This window comes from Streptomyces sp. NPDC048473 (assembly GCF_043200155.1).
Lineage (GTDB): Bacteria > Actinomycetota > Actinomycetes > Streptomycetales > Streptomycetaceae > Streptomyces.
The window spans coordinates 25,160-43,642 of sequence record NZ_JBICXE010000018.1 but is presented as its reverse complement, the minus strand read 5'-3'; the positions used below and the strand labels follow the sequence as shown (position 1 = coordinate 43,642).

Sequence of the window (18,483 nt, the reverse complement as noted above, 5' to 3'; positions counted from 1 at the left end):
TTGGCTCCTCCCCTCGCCTCCCCGCTGCGCGGACCGCGGAGCCTTCCTGCCCGCATTTGGTCCAACGGGTCTCATCCAGGCGAGCCGGAGCGTCTATCCCCCTCCACCCGAACCGAATTGGGGTATCTCTTTGCCTTTTTCCCTGCACCAGGGCGACGCACTCGGCGTCCTCGCCGAGCTGCCGGACAACTGCGTCGACTCCGTGATCACCGACCCGCCGTACAACAGCGGCGGGCGGACGGCGAAGGAGAGGACCTCCCGGTCCGCGAAGCAGAAGTACACCTCCGCCGACGCCGGGCACGAGCTGCCGGACTTCACAGGCGAGAACATGGACCAGAGGAGCTACGGCTTCTGGCTGACCCAGATCATGACCGAGGCGCACCGGCTCACCAAGGTCGGCGGCACGGCGCTGCTGTTCACCGACTGGCGGCAGCTGCCCATCACCACGGATGCCATCCAGGCCGCCGGATGGCTCTGGCGCGGTGTGCTCGCCTGGCACAAGCCGCAGGCCAGGCCGCAGAAGGGACGCTTCACCCAGAACTGCGAATTCATCATCTGGGCCAGTAACGGACCGATCGACGCGGCCCGCAACCCGGTCTACCTGCCCGGCCTCTACAGTGCCTCGCAGCCCAGCGGCAAGGCTCGGCAGCACATCACACAGAAGCCCGTCTCTGTCATGCGTGAGCTGGTGCAAATCGCTCCGCCGGGAGGCACGGTGCTCGACTTCACCTGCGGATCCGGCTCGACCGGCGTCGCGGCCCTGCTGGAGGGCCGCGATTTCATCGGTGTCGAGAAGAGCAAGACCTATGCCGAGATCGCTGCCGACCGGCTCACCGAGGCGCAGCAACAGACCCTTACCCAGGACGACTTGACCCTCGTGGTCTGAGGCGTCTTCTGCGCGGTCGGCGCGGTTCGGAGTGCGCTCTGTATGTGCCCGCTCGTGCCGCGCGCAGAGTTATAGCAGCCAAGTCCCGGTTACCGAAACCGGGGATTCTCCGGATGGTAGGAGCCGTAATTCAAGCCCTATGGCTGCGGCTCAAGGAGGCCCTTTTTCGTGCCTGAATCCATAACCCCCCCGGACGACGGGGAGATGGAACCGGTCCGGCTTCCGGACTCCGACCTGGAAAGCATCGAGGCGAGCGTCCGCAAACTGCTGGACCAGTCCGCGGAGCAGGCCCGCCAGCTCGACAGCCTCGCCTCCGCGCCACCGCCTGCGGACTCGCCGTTCGGCGCCTTCGGGATGCCGGGCATGTCGGGGTTCGCGGGCCTGCCGTCTCCGGCAGCCCCGCCCGAGCCCCGCCCGATCCTTGAGCTGGAGGGCGAGGAGTACGAAGACGAACTGGACTCCTTGTCCGACTGGGTGGATGACTTCCTCGTCCGGGTCTACGGGGCGGAGGTCACGACCGCCGCCCCGTGGTGCGAGCAGTGGCAGGAACACGCCGATGTCGTCGCCTGGCTCCACGCACTATGGCTCGCTTACCAGCAGCACAAGGACCCGGAGGCGGGGCCGGCCGGTCTGTTCGTCTGGCACCGGGACTTCCTCACCCACGCCATGGCCACCGTGCGGGCGGCTGGCGGTCCGCTGTCCGCGTGCATGACCGACCCGGGCCGGCCCGCGCACCGCCTGCTGCCCGGCCCGCCGCCTTCGAACCGGACCACCACCACGACCGAGGAGCCCGAGGAGAACAGCGAACTCGGCCAGGCCGACGGATGACGGGCCGCGAGGACCGGCCGGCCTTCGGCCTCTCCTTCGACCCCCGCGCCCTGACCGACCTGCTCCAAGCCCCCAGCGACATCCGGGACCTGGCCCTCGCCCAGCTCCAGGACGTGGTCGACGCACGCCTCTTCGGCACCAAGCTCACTCGCGATCTCGTCGGATGCCGCAAGGTCTACGTCGACCACCGCAACGCCTGGCGCATCGTCTACGCCCAGCGGCCGGCGCCCGCGAATTCCACGCACACCACCGAGATCCACGTCGTGGCCGTACGTCCGCGCGAGGCCCACGACGTGTACGACACCGCCCGTGCCCGCCTGGGCATCAGGCGGCGCCCGCTCGGAGAGCGCCCCCATGCCGCTCGCACCCGCTCACCGCAGCTGACTACGCGGCAGCCCGTACCCAAGCCCGGTCCACCGCCCTATGCGGTGCCCGGCCTTCCCCGACCCGCCTCCCCACCCCTGAAGGGCCCTGTTCGTTGACGCAGTTCCCCACCCTGATCGACCAGATCGCCGCCGCCGTACTGGCGCCGGCCGAGGTCACCGAGAACCCGCAGCACCGCGCCATCCTCAACGTGTTCGTCGAGATCCAGGAACTCGACCGGCAGCTCGCCGAGCTGGCCGCCGCCGACCTGCCCGGGGTCAGCGCCGGCGAGCAGCTGGACACGCTGACCGACCTGCTCGTCGAGCGCATGGCAGCGGGGGCCGAGCTGAGCGCACTGCTGTCCACCTCCTGCTGCTGCGCCGCCGCGTTCGAGCCCGACCCGCCGGGCGAGTACGACCCGGCGGAGGACGACGAGCCCGACTTCGACCCGGACTTCGAGGACTTCGAGGACTTCGAGGACCTGGAGGGCATGGACGAATTCGACGACCTCCACGAGGAGGCGGTCGAGGACTTCCTGTCCTGTCCCAGTCGCCCGCAGACCATCGTCCACGCCTGCCTCGATGTCTTCGACGCCCACGGCTCCCCGGAGTACGTCAGCTCCGCGGAGCTGGTCGAGCGCCTGCGTGAACTGCCCGGTCACGCCGATGCGCGCTGGCGCTACTCCGACCTCAACGCTCTGCGGCTGTCCCTGATCCTGCGGCGCTCCCACGGAGTCCAGTCCCACAGGCCGCGGGCGGCCGACGGCAGCCGCTACCGGGCGTTCCGGCGCGCGGACCTGCTGGGCGCCCTCGCGGACTGACCCTGCTGACGCACCCCGCCCTTGCGCAGACCCGCCTGGTGACGGCGGCGGACGGGGACCTGGTCGCCGCCTTCCACGAGCAGTGCTCCGAGGCGAACCTGCTGCGCCGCTGGGGCCGGACTCGCCTTCTGCCCCGTGACCTGACACGGCTGCTCGACCAGGTCAGATGCTGGATCGGGCTCGGCGCCGACGGGCGGCCACTGGCCCTCGTCTGCGTCGGGCCCGTCAGCCGGGAGCCAGGCGTCGCCGACCTCGGACTGCAAGTCGCCGACGACCGGCACCGTCAGGGCATCGGCACGGCCCTTGCCTGGCAGGCATCGGCCGTCGCCCGCGCGCGCGGAGCGCACACCCTCGCCGCGTTCACGCAGGCGTCCAACACAGCGATGCTCCGCCTCATGGACAGGCTGGGCCCGACCCGGCACACCCGCGACGGCGCGTACGTCGAGGTCCGTGTCGCTCTGGACGCGTCTGCTCCGGATCCAGAAATCCCTCCGCCATGACCTCATCCCCTCCCGACCGGCTCACCCGGACCGCCCTCGATCACCGGATCGAGACCGCGGTGGGCCGGAGCGTCGAGGAGCTGCGGCAGCACCGCGACGACGGTCTCCTCGACGCAACGCACGCCGCCTTGGCAGATGCTCACCGCGACCTCGTGGCGGCCGAGCGGGACGTCGGCTTCTACCGCGTCCGGCTCGCCCGTCTCGCCTACAGCGATCTGCCCGTGGACCAGGCACTGTTCGCCCGGATCGACCGCACCCTCGACCAGCTGGCCCAGGCCGCCCGCCTACGAGAGGCGAAGCAGACCACTGCCGCCGCCGCTCTGGAGCCGATCGAGGCCGCCGCTCCCCGGCAGGTGCCCCGACAGATCCCGACCAAGGACGTCGCGGCCCTGCTGGCCATCGCCCAGGGCGCCAAGCTCCACGAACACCTCGTCACCCACCGGCTGGCCGTGGCGACGCCCACGCTCACCCGTATTTCCTACGCCCAGCTGCAGCGCCTGGAGGCGAACGGCCTCGTGGAGCGCGACAGCTCGCACCCGATGCAGGCCGGACAGCCCGTCACCCTCACCGACGCCGGCCGAGCCGCCCTGACCGCTCCCCGCCGCGCCGGCCCACCCAGTGCCGCGCCCTCTCCGCCACCGGCCCTTCCAGCCGTTTCCCGTCCCCGCCGCTGAACGGCGCTGTGCACGCCACGCGCACGGCGCCCAGGCGTCATCGAACGAAAGCCACGATGCCCAGCTACGAACCCGACTTCCGTCTCGACGGATACGAAGCCGTCAACAACAACGTCGCCGAACAGTTCTGGGGGAGCATCGGCATCGAGCAGGACGATATGACCGTGCTCGCCGAGCACCACAGCGCGGACGGAGAGCACAGCTTCTTCGTCATGCACAACCGGGCCGTCACCTGGGGTATCCCCGGGGAACCCCAGATCGCCGCCCTGCACCTCAAGCGCGACCCGGCGACCCGCACCTTCCGTTTCGCCAGCGAGATGCTGCCGCTGCCGTCCATGGCGCAGTCCTGGCTCGTCGCCCGCGGCTGCCCCGAGGAGGAGATCCTCCTGCCCGACGGTATGGGCACCGCCCCCGCGAACGACGCCACCCGCGTGCTGGAGAAGCGTCTGCGCAGTGACGGCGACCACTTCGCGCTGCTCACCAGCTACACGTACGACAGCGAGCCGATCGAGACCACCGTGCTGCTGCGGGCCCTCGACGAGAAGGCGGCGCTGCCTTTCCGCGTGCTGCTCGAAGAGGTCGATAGCGACGCATGGACACACACGCTGCGCGAAGGCGGCTTCCAGACGTTCGAGGCCGCCACACAGTGGTGGGAAGCGCACTGGAGGGGCGACAAGCCGCCGCTGCCCGCAGCCTCACCTGCGGCCCGGCACACCACTGTTGCGGCTACCGGCGTGCCGGCCCGCCCCGCACCGCCGCGCGGACCGAGCCGCTGAACTCCCCTCAGCGCACACGCCTTTCTGTCTTCGAAACCGACGGAATGCCGCACGGTGCGTGTGAGGCGGCGCGGAACATAGCACGCAATACCCGGTTACCGAAACCGGGGATTCTGCGGACTCTTGTTATCAGCCCGTACGGCATCCGTCTGGGGCTATTTCCGCATTCCCTCTCCATCGTCAGTTAGGACAAACTCCGTGCGCATTACTCGCGTTGCCGCTGCCGCAGCGGTCTGTGCGGCACTCTCGCTGCCCGCCGTCACCGCTACGGCCGCCAACGCCGCAGCTCCGGGCGCCGTCGCTGCCTCCGCCTCGTGCCACAAGGCAGACCCGTACAAGGTGCACGGGACCAGCGCGGTCACCATCCGCTCGACGGCGTCGTCGAAATCGACCGCCGTCGGAGTCCTCTACCGGACCCACAAGTTCACCGTCCACAAGAAGACCAAGACCGGCTCGTGGGTCTACATCACGGACAAGAAGACCGGCGTAACGGGCTGGGTGTCCGGCACGTACGTCTACCGGACCGTCTACATGTGCCTGGACTAACCAGCCGCGCCCCAATTTCCCATTCCTGCACCGGAATCCTCGAAATGAAGGGAGCCACGCTGTGCCCGACACCAGCGAAGACGTGATGAGCGTCCTCACCGAGCGCATCGAAGACCGATTCCAGATGCCGATCGCCGACCTGCGCCGGGCGGTTGAGGCGGCACCGCAGGCCAACCCCGAGGCCACCACCCTCGTGCACTGGCACGGCCTGCTCACCGAAACGCAGCAGGCACTCGACACCGCGGAAGACGCGCTCGTCGAGGCGCTGGGCACCCAGCCGGCCGACGTACTGGACGATCCCGTCATGGAGCTGGCCCACCAGGTCAACTCCGCTGTCGCCTCCCGCGACGGCCGCGCCATGGTCGTGAACTACCTCCTCGACCCCAACGCACCCGGCAAGCGAGGCCCCGGCGCGTGGCGCGGTGCGTCCCCCGCAGCCCGCCGTGCTCCGGCCCTGCCCACCTCCCCGCCCACGCTGCCCAGCGCGCGGAACACGACGGCGCGAGGGGCAGCGCGGTGAGCGTCATCGACAAATCGACCAGCCGCGATGCGGCACTGCAGGAAGCGTTCAGCGCCGAAGTGGACGCGCTGTACGCGCAGTCAGCCTGCGGTGAGGCGAATGCCGCACTCCAGTGCGCACTGGAGCTGCGGAGCTTCCTCGCCGTCGCCGAGGAGCACCTGGAGCGGGTGCACAACATCGCCGAGTCCGACTGCCAGATGGGCGAGCTGTCCAGCGACGACTTGCACCGTCACGACCAGTGGATTGAGGCCGCTGAGGCCAATTGCGACCTCTACGGATCCGCCCTCGACGAGCTGCTCCTCACCATACCGCCGCCGAGCCACCCGAACGTTCCGCGCGCCGGGCCGCGACCCAAGGTCACCGCCACAGCGCCGCCCGCCCCGGCCGGACCCCGAGCCGGGGCGGTGCAGGCCCGACGCCCCTGAAAGCCAAACCGATTGCCCCAGCCAGACGACCCCGCCCACGCCGTTTCCCAGATCATCGCCCAGCGCATCGAGGCGCTGTACGGACAGCCGCTCGCTGAACTCGAAGCCCTCGCCGACGCCCCCGAGAGCACCCTGCTCGCCGCCCTGACCGGCAACCACAGCGCCCTGGCCTTCGCCGAACGCAACATCGCCTTCCAGCTGGAACGCCTGCGCGAACTCACCTCCCCCGACAGGGAGATCGGCCAGTTCGACGCCGGCCACATCCTCGACTGCGCCCGCCGCATCGCGGAGTCCGTCGCCACCCGCGACGCCTACGCCAAGAGCACCGGCGCCGTCCTGGGCGGCCTGCGCCGCGCCACGGCCCCGGACACCCAACCCCCGGCTCCGCCCGTGCCCGCAGCCCCGACGGCCGCCGCCTCCCGCACCCGCTGATCCACTCGTACCGCTTGAGGAGCCCCTTCCTTGGCCACCACCGCGCCGCCCCCCTCCGCATCGCACGACCTCTCCGGCGTCACCAAGACCCTGGATCTCCTCGCCCCGCGCTGGAGCGTGTGGGTGCTGATGACCCTCTCCTCGCAGACACTGCGCTACGCCGAGATCAAGCCCCGGCTCCCGTGGCTCGCGGACGGCCAGCTCCACCCCCGGCTGCGCCACCTCACCAGCGCCGGCGTGGTCGAGCGCACGGAGTACGCCCCACGCCACGTCACCTACGGCCTCACCAGCCGCGGCGCTGCGCTGATGCCGGTCCTCGCCACGATCGCGTCCTGGGGCGACACGTATCTGGAGAAGGGCATGGTCGCCAACAAGACCACCGGCGAGATGGAGCCCGAGCGGATGCCGCCGGCCCAGAACATCGACGATGCGCTCGCCCTGATCGCGCCGCGGCACGCCACCCCGATCCTGTGGTCACTGCAGGCCAGGGGCAGCGCGACCGCCAAGACACTGGCCACCGAAGCCATGCCCGGCTACGGGCTGACCGCCGTCTACAAGCCGCTAGAGCGACTGGCCGCCGACGGCCTCATTACGGCCAGCGGCTCCGGCGACTACCAGCTGTCCGCCAGCGGCCGGGCACTTTCCCCCGTCTTCCAGGCGGTCTCCGCCTGGGCCGCGGCCCCGCCCGCCGAGACCGATGCCCGCCGACCTCGGGGGCAGGGCCCGGCCCCTTCGCAGAACCGTTCCGGCCCCTGGGCGACCACCCCGTCGCGGCGTACGACACCCGCAGCTCCCGCAGTACGGTCCGCCGGCCCCGCCCTGACCACCACGGCCCCGGACAGCCCGGCGTGGAAAACGGGCGACCTCTTCTCCCATCAGATACCCGCCCGTCCGGTCTCCCCGACAGGAGGCCCGCGCCGATGACCCGCGCCCTGCCCGACAGCCTCCTGCACGAACGCCGCGCCATTCGGACCCTTACCCTGCCGGGCCTGATACGCCTGATCACCGAGATCGACGACAACGGGCCCATCAGCCACCGGCGCGGCAGCCTGCAAGGTGCCTTCGGCGACCTCACTCCCGGGCAACTGCGCCACGCCATCGACACCGCCCGCGCCCTCCACCTGGTCCACTCCGACGAAACGACCCCCGACCGCTACCGGCTCACCGAGAGCGGCGAGGCCCTCGCCGAGGTCTACGACACCGCGGCCCGCTGGGCCCGCGCCCGCCAATTCCCGGCCGTCGCCGTCGACTTCGTCACCCGGGTCCAGCACACCCTCCAGCTGCACAGCCGCGACCCGCACCCGAGCGGGCCGACGCCGGAGCCATCGGCACCTCGCAATGCCCTGACCGACTGGCTGCAGTCCAACCCCCGCGCCCTGGATCACGCCGACGCCCGCTCCTCTCAGGAGCCGGCGGAAGGCGGGCGCGCTGCGTGAGAACCCGTGTCGGACCGCGGCATGCCCGCCGCCCGGTCCCCACCCTGCTGCGCGGCATCTACCTGCCCCGCAGCATGGACGCCGGCGCGTTCGCCATGACCACGTACGGCATCCCCCTGCTGGTGCTCGCCACCACAAACTCCGCCGCACTGACCGGTCTCGCGTTCGCGCTGGAGTGGATCCCGCGCCTCGGCGCTTTCGCTCTCGCCGGGGCGATGACCGACCGCTACGGCACCACCCGCGTCTTCCGCCTCGCCTCCGGGTCACGAGCAGTCGTCGTCCTGGCCGCCGCGCTGGCCCTGCCCGAACTACAGGGCGGTCTCAGCACCACCATCACGGTCATGGCGCTCGCCGCCCTGACCGGCGTGCTCACAGAGTTCTCCTACGTCGCCGCCGAAACCGCGGGCGGCGTGGCCAGCCGCGCGGCCGGCGAGCGTGCCCACCGCGTGCAGTCCGTACTGCTCGGCATCGACCAGGTCGGCACCCTGGCCGGCCCCGCACTCGCCGGCCTGCTCCTGGAGCAGGCCGGGGCATCCGGGATGCTGACCACGATCGCCGCTTTCTCCCTCCTCGCCTGCGCGTTCGCCCCCCGGCAACCCGCCCAGCAGCGCACCACCGCTCCGGAGCCCATCCTCAAGGGGCTCCACACCGGCTGGACAACGCTCAAGTCGCTCCCCGCGCTGGCCTGGCTGATCACCGGGCTGACCTTGTCGAACCTGGCAGTCGGCCTCCTCCAGGCCGCGGCCCCGGTCATCGTGGTCAAGCAGCTCGGACACTCCAGCGCCGACGTGGGTGTGATCTGGTCCGTAGCCGCCGCAGCAACACTGGTCACGGTCGCCGTCTGCCGACGCGCCATCGACCGGTGGGGCCTATGGCCGGTCGGTGCTCTCTCCGCCTCCATCGCCGCCAGCGCCTGCCTGGCCGTCTCACTGACCCACACCTACACCGCGTACCTCGTGCTGATCGCGGTGCTCATGGCCGGCGAGGGCGGCATGACCGTCGTACTGCGCACCCTGCGCTCCCACCTCATCCCCGCCGAGGTGTTCGGCAGCACCCTCTCGTTGACGATCCTCGTCCTCCTGCTGCCCTTTCCGGTGGCCGGCGTCCTCATTGCCGCTGTGCCGCCCACCCTGCTCGGCCACGTGATCACCGGCTGCGCCGTTCTGCAGGCCCTCGGCCTGTTCATCGCCTTCGCGCGCCTGCGCACCCTTCCCGGCCTGCGCGCCTCCCTCGCCTGACCTGCCGGCCGCCCCACCGTTCACCTTGGAGACCCATCCGATGCCCACGACCGACGCCACGGCGACCCAGACCGTACTGCCGGTGTTTCGTCCCTCGCTTCGCGCCGGCTCCCGGCCTACGCTCACCGACCAGTTCCTGGCCTTCGACTGCGAGCACCCCTACGTCTACCGGGCCCTGGAGCGGCTGACCGCCGAGCGGATAGCCGCCGGCGCCACCCGCATCGGGCTCAAGGGCCTCTTCGAAGAACTGCGGTGGCGGCTGCCCCAGGGCGTGCGCGGCCTCAACAACAACTACACCGCGTTCTACGCCCGCAAGTTGATCGAGGACCACCCCCACTGGGCTCCCGCCTTCGAGCTGCGCCGCCGCCGCACCCCCTGAACTCCTGCGCGTCATCTCTCAACTACGCCTCAGCTCATCCACTTTGGAGTGCCTCCTTGCCCTCTCGCACCATCCTCGTCACGACGACCTCCGGATCGGAGGCGCAGGCGTACCGCGGCTACTGTCTCGAAAGCGTCGCCGCGTCCTACGACATCGTGCTGATTACCCCCGGCGAGCCCACGTGGGAAAAGGAATTCATCAGCGACTTCGAGATCGCCGACCCCGACGACGCCGAGGCGCTCGCCCAGGCCGGTCGGGCCCTGGCCGACCGCCACCAGCTGGCTGGCGTGGCGACGTGGACCGAGTGGTACCTCACCCAGACCGCCCGCCTCGCACGCCGGCTCGGCCTGCCCACGAACAGCCCGGAGGTGATGGAGGCGGCCCGCAACAAGGCCACCGCCCGCACCTTGTTCGCCCGGCACGGAGTCCCCTCGGCCTCCTCCATGACCGCACGCACACTGCTGGAGGCAGCGCTTGCCGCCGAGACCATCGGCTACCCGATCGTCCTCAAGCCCGCTGCCCGCGCCGCCAGCATCGGCGTCATCCGCGTGGACCGCGTGGAGGAACTGCCCGCCGGCTTCGAGTTCGCCTCGGCGGGAGCGCGCGACGGTATCGAAAGCACCCACGTCCTGGTGGAGGAATTCCTCGACGGCCCGGAAGTGAGCGTCGAGTGCGTCACGTACCGCGGCCACACCACCGCGGTCGCCGTCACCCGCAAGACCCTCGGCGACCCGCCGTTCTTCGAAGAGGTCGCCCACTGCGTCGACGCGGCCGACCCACTGCTCGCCCAGGTCGCCCCCGTCGCGGCGGCAGCCGTCAAGGCGCTCGGCATCACCGACGGCGTCCAGCACGTCGAGATGCGCCTGGTGAACGGGCGCCCGCGCCTGGTCGAGGTCAACGCCCGCCTGGGCGGCGACATGATCGGCCACCTCGTGCGCCTGGCCACCGGCGTCGACCTCCCCCGCGCCGCCGCTGACGTGGCCTGCGGACTGGCTCCCGACCTCACTTCGACACGCAGCCGGGCGGCGGCGATCCGGCTGGTCTACCCCGCCTACTCCGGCACCCTCACCGAGCGCCGTCTCGACGACACATTCCCCTGGCTCGAGCGCGTCAGCTTCCAGCGGGAAGTCGGCGACCGCCTCGTCCTGCCGCAGGACGGCGGCGACATGTTCACCGCCCGCATCGGCTACCTGATCACCACCGGCGCCAACGCCGCAGACGCGCAGGCCCGCTCCACCGAGGCGTACCGGCACCTGGCCGTCCAGGTCACCCCCGCCTAGAGCCTCCCCGCGCGCCCGCCCCGACCCTCCCGGATGTCCAATTGACCGATCCCGACCTCGACATCGACGGCGATGTCTACGTCTTCCCCCGCTACCTGGCCGGCACCACCGGCATCGGCGACCCCGCCCTTGAGCCCTTGATGCAGCTCGGCTGGGAGCTGACCCACGACGACCTCGGCAACGCCTACCTCAACGCCCCCGACCACAAGGTCCGTCTCGGCTTCCTGCCCGAAGGCGACGACGACGGACTGTGGCGTATCAACGCCTACGTGGATCGCTTCGGGCCGCCCGCCTGGGGCGTCAGCTTCAACGACAGCTGCCCCACCGAGTTCGTCACCGCCTTCACCACGGCCCTGGCACAGGCATACCAGGACGGGACCGAGCACTACCTCGCCCAGCCCGACCCCACGGCCCCCGAACTCGCCGCCTTCAACGCGGTCGCCCCTCTGATCAACCGCGGCTGGCAGATCCAGCATCCACGGTGGGGTGTGATGGAACTGCAGGCCCCGGACGGGATGGCCGGCCTGGAATACGCCACCGGCCGGCTCGACGCGGAGAGGGAACTCACCACGCTGGAGGCCCGCTGGTACATGTGGGGCGGCCCGAAGAACGGATACGCCCGCTGGTACGCCACCGCCTCCACGAACACCCCGACGCCACTGGTGAAGGCCATCACCCAGAGCGTGTCCGACCCCGCGCCGCTGCCGCGCTGGAAGGACTTCCTGTCGCGCGGACTGCGTGATCACGCCCAGCTCGTGCCCGTCACACCGCCGCCGCCCCCGGTGCCCACACCCCTCGACGTCCACCGCACCGCGCCGAGACGGCGTCCCGCACTCACCACGCGCAGCGTCCCGCGCTGGAGCACCACCACGACCCCTTCAGCGCTCCTGCCCGCCCGTCCCTCCAGCCCGCGCCGCTGACTGCCAGATCGCCCCCTTTGCCTGTGAGGTCATGTGCCCCTTCACGCACAGCAGTTCTTCGATGACGTCCTCGAACTGCCCTTCTACCAGTACGCCATCGTCGGCGACGCCCTGTACGCAGCCCCGCAGCCAAACTCGGAGCTGCGGCTGTGCATCGGATTCGCCCCGACCATCCGCCACGGCGAGTACGACGGACTGCGCCTGCGTGTCGTCCACCCCGAGCAGGGTGTCCTCGACACCGCGATCCTTCGCTTCGCCGACCACGGCACCTTTGAACGCCGCGACACCGCCCGCGGGCTCGTGGCCGGCCGCGACGGCTACGCCGTCATCCGGGACTGGCACGCAAACAGCAGCCAGCCGCCGTGGCACGGCGCGGACGGCACGGGGCTGCGCACCGCGATCGAGCAGTACGCCCACGTTTGGTTCCCGGAGCCTGCCGTGTCCCGACCGCCAGCCCGACCGGTCGCCCAGCCCACACCCGCCACCGCATTTTCGCCCCGCAGCCGCTGACCACCCACCTCGCCACGGAGTTCCGGATGTCCCCGCCCCGATGGTTCCCCTCGCACCGACAGCCACCGCCGGCCACCGCGGTCTCTGGCCCGCCTCCGCCGTCGGGCCCGAACGGATTCTGGATCACGGATCCTGCGTTCCGTGACCGGCTGCACAGCGCGACGCTGACCCTCCTCGACATCGTCGAGGACTGTCTGAACGATGACGACGTCCCGCTTACCGAAGTCCTCGGCGGTGCCCGCGACCACGCCGAGCACATGCTCGGTGTCCCCAGCACCTACGGCGTCCTGGTCGAAGCCGAGGCCGCAGCGCAGATCGTGCAGGCCGCCGGCCTCGACGCCGGCTCCCCCTTCGGTCTGGCCATCGCCCAGGGCCTGTCCGGCATCGAGCAGTTGCCCGTACAGCAGCAACAGCAGCTCGTCCGTGCCGCAGCCCGCAGATACGCGATCACCGCGCCTTCCCGTTCACCGGCCACCCCGGCAACAGCACCTCCGCGTCCGGCGCCTGGCCGCTCCCGCTGAATCACCACCCTGCTCCATCAACCGCACGTGTTCCCTTGGAGAGTTCCTACTTGCGCATCCGTTCCGTTCGCACCCTTCCAGCCGCTGTCGCCGTCGCCGCTACGGTGACCGGCAGCCTGTCCTGGGCGCCGACCGCCTCGGCCCAGAGCCCCGATCCCACCCCGTCCACTTCCGCGTCCTCGACTCCGAAGAGCGCGGCCGAGACGGAGTCCGGCGGCGTGGCCATCCTGAAGAAGGACGCCGGCGGCGACGTCCTCGCCGGGGCGGCCTTCACTCTCTTCGACTCCGCGGGGAAAGAGGCTGCCAGCGGCAAGACCAATGCCCAGGGGCAGCTCGCCCTGAAGGACCTCGCTCCCGGGGTCTACCGTCTCAAGGAGACCTCCAGCGGCAGTCCGTTGCATGACACTGTCGACGACCAGGACGTGATCGTCACTCCCGGCGTCGACACGCCGCTGACGATCGTGGATCCGTTCAAGGACGCCTCGGTCCTACTGAAGGCCAAGGACGACAAGACCGGCAAGCTGCTGGCCGGATCCACGGTCAACATCGGCAGCGGTGACAAGACCCTCCTGACGCTGACCACCGGCTCCGACGGCACTGCAAGCGGCAAGCTGCCCACCAGTTCCCGTACCAACAGCGACTTCTGGGTCAAGCAAGTCAAGGCGCCCGACGGCTACGAGATCTACAAGCCGTCGAAGGCGTTCAAGGCCAAGCCGGGCGATCCCGTGACGGTGACCGTCACCAACGCCAAGACCGCCACCACCCCGCCGCCCACGGAGAAGCCCACCGACAAGCCGAGCGACAAGCCCACCGACAAGCCGAGTGACCGGCCCACGCCGGACAAGCCCGGCAAGGACGAGGGCACCCCGGCTGCGTCGGCTTCGGCTTCGGATACCCCGACCACCGACGAGACCGCGTCGAGCACCGCGGCCCCCGCCCCCGCGGGCTCGCTCGCGCACACCGGCGCGGACGCCACCCCGTGGATGATTGGCGGCGCCGGAGTGCTGATCGCCGTCGGCGGGGGTGCCCTCTTCGCGGCCCGCCGACGTCGTACGGACGACTCCACCGACGAAAACTAACCTGCCCGCCCCCATCGCTGAAGGCCCCCGGATTCCATGATTCCGGGGGCTTTTGCGTGGGCGCGTGGGGTGGACAGCCCGATCGAGTCGGTTCCCGTAGCCGGACGCTGCTGAGATGCCGCACACGGCTGGCACGGACGCGACATCTCCCTGTTGCTCAGGTCAGCACGAGGAGACAGACATGTGGACCAGGTGGAGGAGTTCGCGGACCAGCCCGCCGGCCAACGTGGCGGTAGCGGCGTAGAGCGCTGCTTGCCCAAGGCCCACGACAAGACGGTGGCGGGCGCGTCGCCGCTTCGGGGCGGGGCGGTGCGTACGGTGGGACATGACGGTCTCCGTTCAGGGGATGTGTCGGCTGCCCCCGCACCGCGTGTTCCTGGCAGGGATACGGTGCGGGGCGCAGTTTCTGCTGGACCCAAGCCTTACGGGTGACGTGTGCTGAACGCAGCTTTCAGGGTTCGAATCTCGATGTAAGTTCGGCCCCATGAAAGGCGATCAGGCCACCACGTGGACCGAGGGAACGTCGGCCGACCTGGTCGCCGACGCGCTCGCGATGGGTGTGAAAGCCAGTCTCAGAATGGTGACCTCCTGGGTCGAGGACGGCATGCTAGCCAACCCCGAGCCGCGCAAGACCAGCGCGCACGGCAGCGATCCGCGGATCTTCCCGCCCGAGCGACGCGAGTTGTTCACCAGACTTCTTGAGGCCCGGGAGCGCTCCCCCCTGGGGCGCATCCCGCAGCGCGCTCTAATCCGCGTCGTGCTGTTCTTGTGGCTGATCGACGACACGATCGTGCCCACCCCGCAGGCGCGCCGAGCCTGGCGTACCCATGCACGCGCCGCCGGGCAGACGACCGCGGTCCGACGAGGCCAGAACGTTCGCACCCTGGTCGAGCAACTTGCCCACCCCTCAGCCACCCATAAGCAACGGCGCGCCGCCCAGCTCGTCATCGAGGAGGGCGAGCGGACCGGGCGGATCGACATCAACAGACTGACCTCGGTCCTCACGGAGCTGAACTCGCCCTGGTCGACTCAGCCGGGTATGCCGAGGATCGAACGAGCGCTTCCTGGCCCATTCGGGCCGATCTCTGTCCAACACCACATCGCCGTGTGGAAGGCCCGCCAGCAAACCTTCCGCAGCCTCCGGCACGAGGAGATCGACGAAACCGAACTCGACCGAGTACGCACCGTATACAGGCCGAGTTGGGCCGACTACCAGGCCAGTCGGCCCACCATGGCAACCATCGGTGCAGGAGAGTTCGCGGCGTACTTCGCAGAGCCCGACACGATGGAAGGTCACGCGATCGAGGCGGTCGATGCCTTCGTGGGAACTCTCGCCGGAGAACTCGGACTGATCGAAGCCGCCTCCCATGCCACAGAGTCGGCACGTCTCAGACTGGCGCACTGACGGTCCCCGAGGCCGCGCTCCACCGCAATCGCCGCCGCCCGGCTGTCCCACGACCCTCGCCTGGGCGTCCCGGTGGCCGTTGACAGAGCACGGCCGGAGCATAGGAGGGAGGGTCTCGTTGACAGATTCCCGGGCTGTTGGGCAGGGGCTTCATGGTGCGTTCGGGTGGAAGTTGTCGGAATCGGCTTGGTGGACGGTGCGCGGTGCCTTCAGGTCCCCGGCCCGCCCTGCTGCCCCGCATCCCCGCCCACGAGGGGCGGCCGTTCGTCCATATGAATAGACACGCGGCACCGAACATGCGAGCCCACCAGTCCCAGGGCCGTACTAAGAGCGCCCTGGCGACCATAGAAGCGATGGCACGCTGAGGGCCCAACTTGCTGAAATCCCGGGAGATCACCTTATGAACGCCACCCCCGCCGCCGACGCCCAGGGAGCCGAAACAGCCGGGCAACGTACCGGCGGCTGTCTGTGCGGCCGTATCCGTTTCACCACCCGAGGTCCAGCTGTCTTCCCCCACACCTGTGCCTGCCGCCACTGTCAAAAGCTCGGCGGTACACCGGTGATGTGGTGGGTGGGATTCCAGACGGTCACCTGGACCGGTGAAGGCGGCGAGCCGACCTGGTACGAGACCTTCGAAGGCGAGGCAAAACGCGGCTTCTGCCCGACCTGCGGCAGCCGCCTCGCGGCGATCGATAGCGATATCCCGGAGATTGGCATCAACGTCACCGCTCTCGACGACACCTGCGGCCCAGACCTCGTGCCGATCCACGTGTCCTTCCGAGATAACGCTGTTCACTGGCTGCCCCCGGTGCCGGAGACCGAGCACAGCACGGCCGGTTGACCAACCGTTCACCAGTCGGCAGCGTCATCTGCTCCGGCTGCGGCGTTCAGGCCGTGGGGGCGAGGAACTGGTGCGCACCACGCAGTGTGGTGCGCAGCTTGCGCTGTGTCGAGCGGCTGTCGAGGCGGATGTCGAGGGGCCCGGGAAGGGCGCTGTCGGCCCGTAGGCCGGTGGGCAGTCGCGATGCGTCGAGTCCGTCGCGTCGGGCGATGAGCACGCCCAGCTCGTGTCGGCTGAGAGCTCGGTTCCCACCGAGGTGGTGGACGCCGGTCGTGTCGCCCGATGCGAGTTCGACGAGCGCTGCGGCCAGATCGCTCGCGTGGACCGGGCATCGGAAGTCGTCTGTGAAGAGGACGCCTTCGCGGGTGCCGGTGGCCAGTTCATGGACGGTGCGTTCGTGCTCGGACTGTCCGTCGCCGATGATCAGCGAGGTGCGGGCCACGGCGGTGTCCGGATGGAGCAGAAGCACCGTCTCCGCGGCAGCCTTCGCCGCTCCGTACGGGGTGATGGGGTCGGGCCTGCAGTGTTCGTCGTAGGGAACATGGCTCTTGCCGGAGAAGACGGCGTCGCTGGATACGTGGATCATTCTGCATCCGGCCTTCGCCGCGGCGATCGCGAGGCGGACGGGTCCCTCGGCTGTGACTGCCCAGTCGGCCCCGCCACTCGATGCATTAACGATGACGCGGGGGTTCACCTCGGCCACGACGGCTTCCGCGCTTCCTGGATCTCGCAGGTCGAGGGAGCGCCAAGTAACCCCCGGAGCGCTGCCGGGCCTAGTCGTATAGGTCGCGGCCGTCGGGTGCCCCGCCGATACAGCTTGCCGGACGAGCTCGGTGCCCAGGAATCCGGATCCACCCACGATCAGCAGCGTCATGAGGCGACACCCTAGACGCGTCTCCAACGCGACGGTGGTGGTATAGATCCCCAACCCGACGTGTTCATGGGGCAGCAGCCTGGCACCGAGGTAAGCGCTCACCGGGAGCAGCCGGGAGTCCGGACTGTCGAACGACTGTCCAGAGGAGGGCTGCGCCACCGCGCCCTCATCCTCCAGAGCGCACAGAGCGGCCAGAAAGCCTCAGATCCGTGACCAATCGGCCATGGGTGGGCATCGGCCGCGGAATTTGGGCACGCCTCCGAGATCCCACAAGCGACAGCGGACAAGTTCGCCGGTGGCAGACAAGGAAGATCGCCCAAAGGACTGGTGGACGCTGCCACGGCATGTCAACCTAAACGACCTTCCCGTAAAACCCCAGGTCAGAGAGGTGATGCTGTGGCATTGAATGCGACGCAACCTGGATTCGCCACGACGGTCGCGGCTCTGCGGCTCCGCTCCTGGAAGTTGGGTGCCGGCCAGCCGATGGAGGTGATCGACCAGTTCACGGACGCCGACTTCACCCACATCGTGGATGACCGGGCCGATGTGCACGTCAGCTCGCGCGACGGCCGGTTCTATCTCGGCTACTTCCCCGACGGCCGTCCCGGCGGCGCCGACGAGGACTGGGTGACGGGCGAGGGCTGGGTGATCGCCGTCACCGGTACCGCGGATGTGCCGGGGTACCGGATGGCCTTCGGTACGGACACGCCGGCGGAGATCGTCGCCGCTATCGTGGCCCGGATCATGGCCACCTCCCGGCCCCTGTGACCTGCAGCCCCCTTCCCTCCGTACGTGACGCGTACGCTGCCTCTGCTCTCGCGGCCCTGTCCGCCACCGCTAGGAGAACGCTTTGGACCCGCACTCGCCCGAGATGACCGTCGGCGACATCCTCGACCTGCTGTCCGCCTGCGACCGTGACACGCCTGTCCGGCTCGCCATCAACCCCTTCTTCCCCATGGCCCACCGCCTGGGCGCTGTGCACAACACGGTCGACGAGCGCGGCCGGCCGATGGTCTACATCGCCGAGTCCGAGGAGGCCGAGCAGTTCGGCCCCCTGCCGCCTGCGGTGGCTGTGGCTCTGACCTGGCAGGAGCCGGTCGAGGCACCCCGGCGCCGCCGACGCGGCGCGACCGGGCCGAACACCGGCCAGTGATCCATCCCCGAGCTTACGGAGGCGCCCCTGCACCCGCACCACCCCATCGAGCCCTCCCACCCCGACTCGCCGGACCC

26 protein-coding genes are annotated in these 18,483 nt (G+C 69.9%); 24 read left to right on the top strand and 2 right to left on the bottom strand.

Translation table 11 applies throughout. The features are described 5' to 3' along the window. The first annotated feature begins 130 nt into the window (after nt 1–130). The 20 genes from ACGFU7_RS26255 to ACGFU7_RS26160 all read left to right on the top strand — a co-directional run bounded on the left by ACGFU7_RS26255 (nt 131) and on the right by ACGFU7_RS26160 (nt 14,133). On the top strand, nt 131–886 hold the full coding sequence (locus ACGFU7_RS26255; protein WP_097242951.1) for a site-specific DNA-methyltransferase: 756 nt from the start codon (nt 131–133) through the stop codon (nt 884–886). A gap of 204 nt (nt 887–1,090) precedes the next feature. Continuing rightward, nucleotides 1,091–1,714 (top strand): DUF4913 domain-containing protein, encoded by a 624-nt coding sequence (locus ACGFU7_RS26250; RefSeq protein WP_393698921.1) that lies wholly within the window; start codon nt 1,091–1,093, stop codon nt 1,712–1,714. Further along, the gene (locus ACGFU7_RS26245; RefSeq protein ID WP_097921513.1) at nt 1,711–2,196 is read left to right on the top strand and encodes a hypothetical protein; all 486 of its coding nucleotides are present in this window, start codon (nt 1,711–1,713) and stop codon (nt 2,194–2,196) included. Before ACGFU7_RS26250 ends, ACGFU7_RS26245 begins: the two co-directional genes overlap by 4 nt. Continuing rightward, nucleotides 2,193–2,897, top strand: coding sequence for a DUF3631 domain-containing protein (locus ACGFU7_RS26240; RefSeq protein ID WP_393698749.1), 705 nt, complete (start codon nt 2,193–2,195; stop codon nt 2,895–2,897). Before ACGFU7_RS26245 ends, ACGFU7_RS26240 begins: the two co-directional genes overlap by 4 nt. 38 nt (nt 2,898–2,935) lie before the next feature. Next, nucleotides 2,936–3,397 carry a GNAT family N-acetyltransferase gene (locus tag ACGFU7_RS26235; RefSeq protein WP_356723053.1) on the top strand — a complete coding sequence of 154 codons (462 nt, stop codon included), beginning with the start codon at nt 2,936–2,938 and terminating at the stop codon, nt 3,395–3,397. Further along, nucleotides 3,394–4,071 (top strand): hypothetical protein, encoded by a 678-nt coding sequence (locus ACGFU7_RS26230; protein ID WP_393698747.1) that lies wholly within the window; start codon nt 3,394–3,396, stop codon nt 4,069–4,071. The genes ACGFU7_RS26235 and ACGFU7_RS26230 overlap by 4 nt, the downstream gene beginning before the upstream one ends. A gap of 56 nt (nt 4,072–4,127) precedes the next feature. Then, nucleotides 4,128–4,847: a hypothetical protein gene (locus tag ACGFU7_RS26225; protein WP_366505232.1), complete on the top strand. Its 720-nt coding sequence runs from the start codon at nt 4,128–4,130 to the stop codon at nt 4,845–4,847. A 198-nt stretch (nt 4,848–5,045) separates the two neighbouring features. Then, nucleotides 5,046–5,393 carry an SH3 domain-containing protein gene (locus tag ACGFU7_RS26220; RefSeq protein WP_393698745.1) on the top strand — a complete coding sequence of 116 codons (348 nt, stop codon included), beginning with the start codon at nt 5,046–5,048 and terminating at the stop codon, nt 5,391–5,393. A gap of 61 nt (nt 5,394–5,454) precedes the next feature. Continuing rightward, the gene (locus ACGFU7_RS26215) at nt 5,455–5,913 is read left to right on the top strand and encodes a hypothetical protein (RefSeq protein WP_097921516.1); all 459 of its coding nucleotides are present in this window, start codon (nt 5,455–5,457) and stop codon (nt 5,911–5,913) included. Next, nucleotides 5,910–6,338, top strand: a complete 429-nt coding sequence (locus ACGFU7_RS26210) for a hypothetical protein (RefSeq protein WP_356723062.1) — start codon at nt 5,910–5,912, stop codon at nt 6,336–6,338. The genes ACGFU7_RS26215 and ACGFU7_RS26210 overlap by 4 nt, the downstream gene beginning before the upstream one ends. Before the next feature lie 12 nt (nt 6,339–6,350). Then, nucleotides 6,351–6,770, top strand: a complete 420-nt coding sequence (locus ACGFU7_RS26205) for a hypothetical protein (protein ID WP_097242942.1) — start codon at nt 6,351–6,353, stop codon at nt 6,768–6,770. 30 nt (nt 6,771–6,800) lie between these two features. Then, nucleotides 6,801–7,694, top strand: coding sequence for a winged helix-turn-helix transcriptional regulator (locus ACGFU7_RS26200; protein ID WP_393698743.1), 894 nt, complete (start codon nt 6,801–6,803; stop codon nt 7,692–7,694). Next, the gene (locus ACGFU7_RS26195; protein ID WP_356723068.1) at nt 7,691–8,206 is read left to right on the top strand and encodes a hypothetical protein; all 516 of its coding nucleotides are present in this window, start codon (nt 7,691–7,693) and stop codon (nt 8,204–8,206) included. The genes ACGFU7_RS26200 and ACGFU7_RS26195 overlap by 4 nt, the downstream gene beginning before the upstream one ends. Next, on the top strand, nt 8,203–9,444 hold the full coding sequence (locus tag ACGFU7_RS26190) for an MFS transporter (protein ID WP_356723070.1): 1,242 nt from the start codon (nt 8,203–8,205) through the stop codon (nt 9,442–9,444). Before ACGFU7_RS26195 ends, ACGFU7_RS26190 begins: the two co-directional genes overlap by 4 nt. A gap of 40 nt (nt 9,445–9,484) precedes the next feature. Next, nucleotides 9,485–9,823 (top strand): hypothetical protein, encoded by a 339-nt coding sequence (locus tag ACGFU7_RS26185; protein WP_097242940.1) that lies wholly within the window; start codon nt 9,485–9,487, stop codon nt 9,821–9,823. Nucleotides 9,824–9,879: 56 nt separating this feature from the next. Next, entirely contained in the window at nt 9,880–11,103 is a 1,224-nt protein-coding gene (locus ACGFU7_RS26180; RefSeq protein ID WP_393698742.1) for an ATP-grasp domain-containing protein, read from the top strand. 41 nt (nt 11,104–11,144) lie between these two features. Next, entirely contained in the window at nt 11,145–12,023 is an 879-nt protein-coding gene (locus tag ACGFU7_RS26175; RefSeq protein WP_356723074.1) for a DUF317 domain-containing protein, read from the top strand. Between the two features lie 33 nt (nt 12,024–12,056). Further along, the gene (locus ACGFU7_RS26170; protein WP_356723076.1) at nt 12,057–12,533 is read left to right on the top strand and encodes a hypothetical protein; all 477 of its coding nucleotides are present in this window, start codon (nt 12,057–12,059) and stop codon (nt 12,531–12,533) included. Nucleotides 12,534–12,559: 26 nt separating this feature from the next. Then, on the top strand, nt 12,560–13,054 hold the full coding sequence (locus ACGFU7_RS26165; RefSeq protein ID WP_356723078.1) for a hypothetical protein: 495 nt from the start codon (nt 12,560–12,562) through the stop codon (nt 13,052–13,054). Nucleotides 13,055–13,104: 50 nt separating this feature from the next. After that, entirely contained in the window at nt 13,105–14,133 is a 1,029-nt protein-coding gene (locus ACGFU7_RS26160; RefSeq protein WP_097921554.1) for a SpaA isopeptide-forming pilin-related protein, read from the top strand. 162 nt (nt 14,134–14,295) lie between these two features. On the opposite strand, the gene ACGFU7_RS26155 is transcribed toward ACGFU7_RS26160, so the two are convergent. Next, nucleotides 14,296–14,460: a hypothetical protein gene (locus ACGFU7_RS26155; protein ID WP_179888481.1), complete on the bottom strand. Its 165-nt coding sequence runs from the start codon at nt 14,458–14,460 to the stop codon at nt 14,296–14,298. A 157-nt stretch (nt 14,461–14,617) separates the two neighbouring features. On the opposite strand from ACGFU7_RS26155, the gene ACGFU7_RS26150 reads away from it, so the two are divergent. Together ACGFU7_RS26150 and ACGFU7_RS26145 are read left to right on the top strand one after the other, a co-directional pair. After that, entirely contained in the window at nt 14,618–15,538 is a 921-nt protein-coding gene (locus ACGFU7_RS26150) for a hypothetical protein (protein ID WP_393698740.1), read from the top strand. 400 nt (nt 15,539–15,938) lie between these two features. Continuing rightward, nucleotides 15,939–16,379 carry a GFA family protein gene (locus ACGFU7_RS26145; RefSeq protein ID WP_366505241.1) on the top strand — a complete coding sequence of 147 codons (441 nt, stop codon included), beginning with the start codon at nt 15,939–15,941 and terminating at the stop codon, nt 16,377–16,379. A gap of 46 nt (nt 16,380–16,425) precedes the next feature. Here the strand turns inward: ACGFU7_RS26145 and ACGFU7_RS26140 are convergent, their stop codons facing one another. After that, nucleotides 16,426–17,253, bottom strand: coding sequence for a sugar nucleotide-binding protein (locus ACGFU7_RS26140; RefSeq protein WP_366505242.1), 828 nt, complete (start codon nt 17,251–17,253; stop codon nt 16,426–16,428). 396 nt (nt 17,254–17,649) lie between these two features. On the opposite strand from ACGFU7_RS26140, the gene ACGFU7_RS26135 reads away from it, so the two are divergent. Continuing rightward, nucleotides 17,650–18,021 (top strand): DUF317 domain-containing protein, encoded by a 372-nt coding sequence (locus tag ACGFU7_RS26135; protein WP_330830028.1) that lies wholly within the window; start codon nt 17,650–17,652, stop codon nt 18,019–18,021. Nucleotides 18,022–18,124: 103 nt separating this feature from the next. After that, nucleotides 18,125–18,406: a hypothetical protein gene (locus tag ACGFU7_RS26130; RefSeq protein WP_097921556.1), complete on the top strand. Its 282-nt coding sequence runs from the start codon at nt 18,125–18,127 to the stop codon at nt 18,404–18,406. Nucleotides 18,407–18,483 lie beyond the last annotated feature (77 nt).

What these genes read in the sequence shown, in the direction of transcription:
- ACGFU7_RS26155 (WP_179888481.1), bottom strand. Translation starts at nt 14,460, where the DNA reads ATGTCCCACCGTACGCACCGCCCCGCCCCGAAGCGGCGACGCGCCCGC.
- ACGFU7_RS26185 (WP_097242940.1), top strand. Translation starts at nt 9,485, where the DNA reads ATGCCCACGACCGACGCCACGGCGACCCAGACCGTACTGCCGGTGTTT.
- ACGFU7_RS26195 (WP_356723068.1), top strand. Translation starts at nt 7,691, where the DNA reads ATGACCCGCGCCCTGCCCGACAGCCTCCTGCACGAACGCCGCGCCATT.
- ACGFU7_RS26130 (WP_097921556.1), top strand. Translation starts at nt 18,125, where the DNA reads ATGACCGTCGGCGACATCCTCGACCTGCTGTCCGCCTGCGACCGTGAC.
- ACGFU7_RS26225 (WP_366505232.1), top strand. Translation starts at nt 4,128, where the DNA reads ATGCCCAGCTACGAACCCGACTTCCGTCTCGACGGATACGAAGCCGTC.
- ACGFU7_RS26165 (WP_356723078.1), top strand. Translation starts at nt 12,560, where the DNA reads ATGTCCCCGCCCCGATGGTTCCCCTCGCACCGACAGCCACCGCCGGCC.
- ACGFU7_RS26140 (WP_366505242.1), bottom strand. Translation starts at nt 17,253, where the DNA reads ATGACGCTGCTGATCGTGGGTGGATCCGGATTCCTGGGCACCGAGCTC.
- ACGFU7_RS26230 (WP_393698747.1), top strand. Translation starts at nt 3,394, where the DNA reads ATGACCTCATCCCCTCCCGACCGGCTCACCCGGACCGCCCTCGATCAC.
- ACGFU7_RS26145 (WP_366505241.1), top strand. Translation starts at nt 15,939, where the DNA reads ATGAACGCCACCCCCGCCGCCGACGCCCAGGGAGCCGAAACAGCCGGG.
- ACGFU7_RS26150 (WP_393698740.1), top strand. Translation starts at nt 14,618, where the DNA reads ATGAAAGGCGATCAGGCCACCACGTGGACCGAGGGAACGTCGGCCGAC.
- ACGFU7_RS26250 (WP_393698921.1), top strand. Translation starts at nt 1,091, where the DNA reads ATGGAACCGGTCCGGCTTCCGGACTCCGACCTGGAAAGCATCGAGGCG.
- ACGFU7_RS26245 (WP_097921513.1), top strand. Translation starts at nt 1,711, where the DNA reads ATGACGGGCCGCGAGGACCGGCCGGCCTTCGGCCTCTCCTTCGACCCC.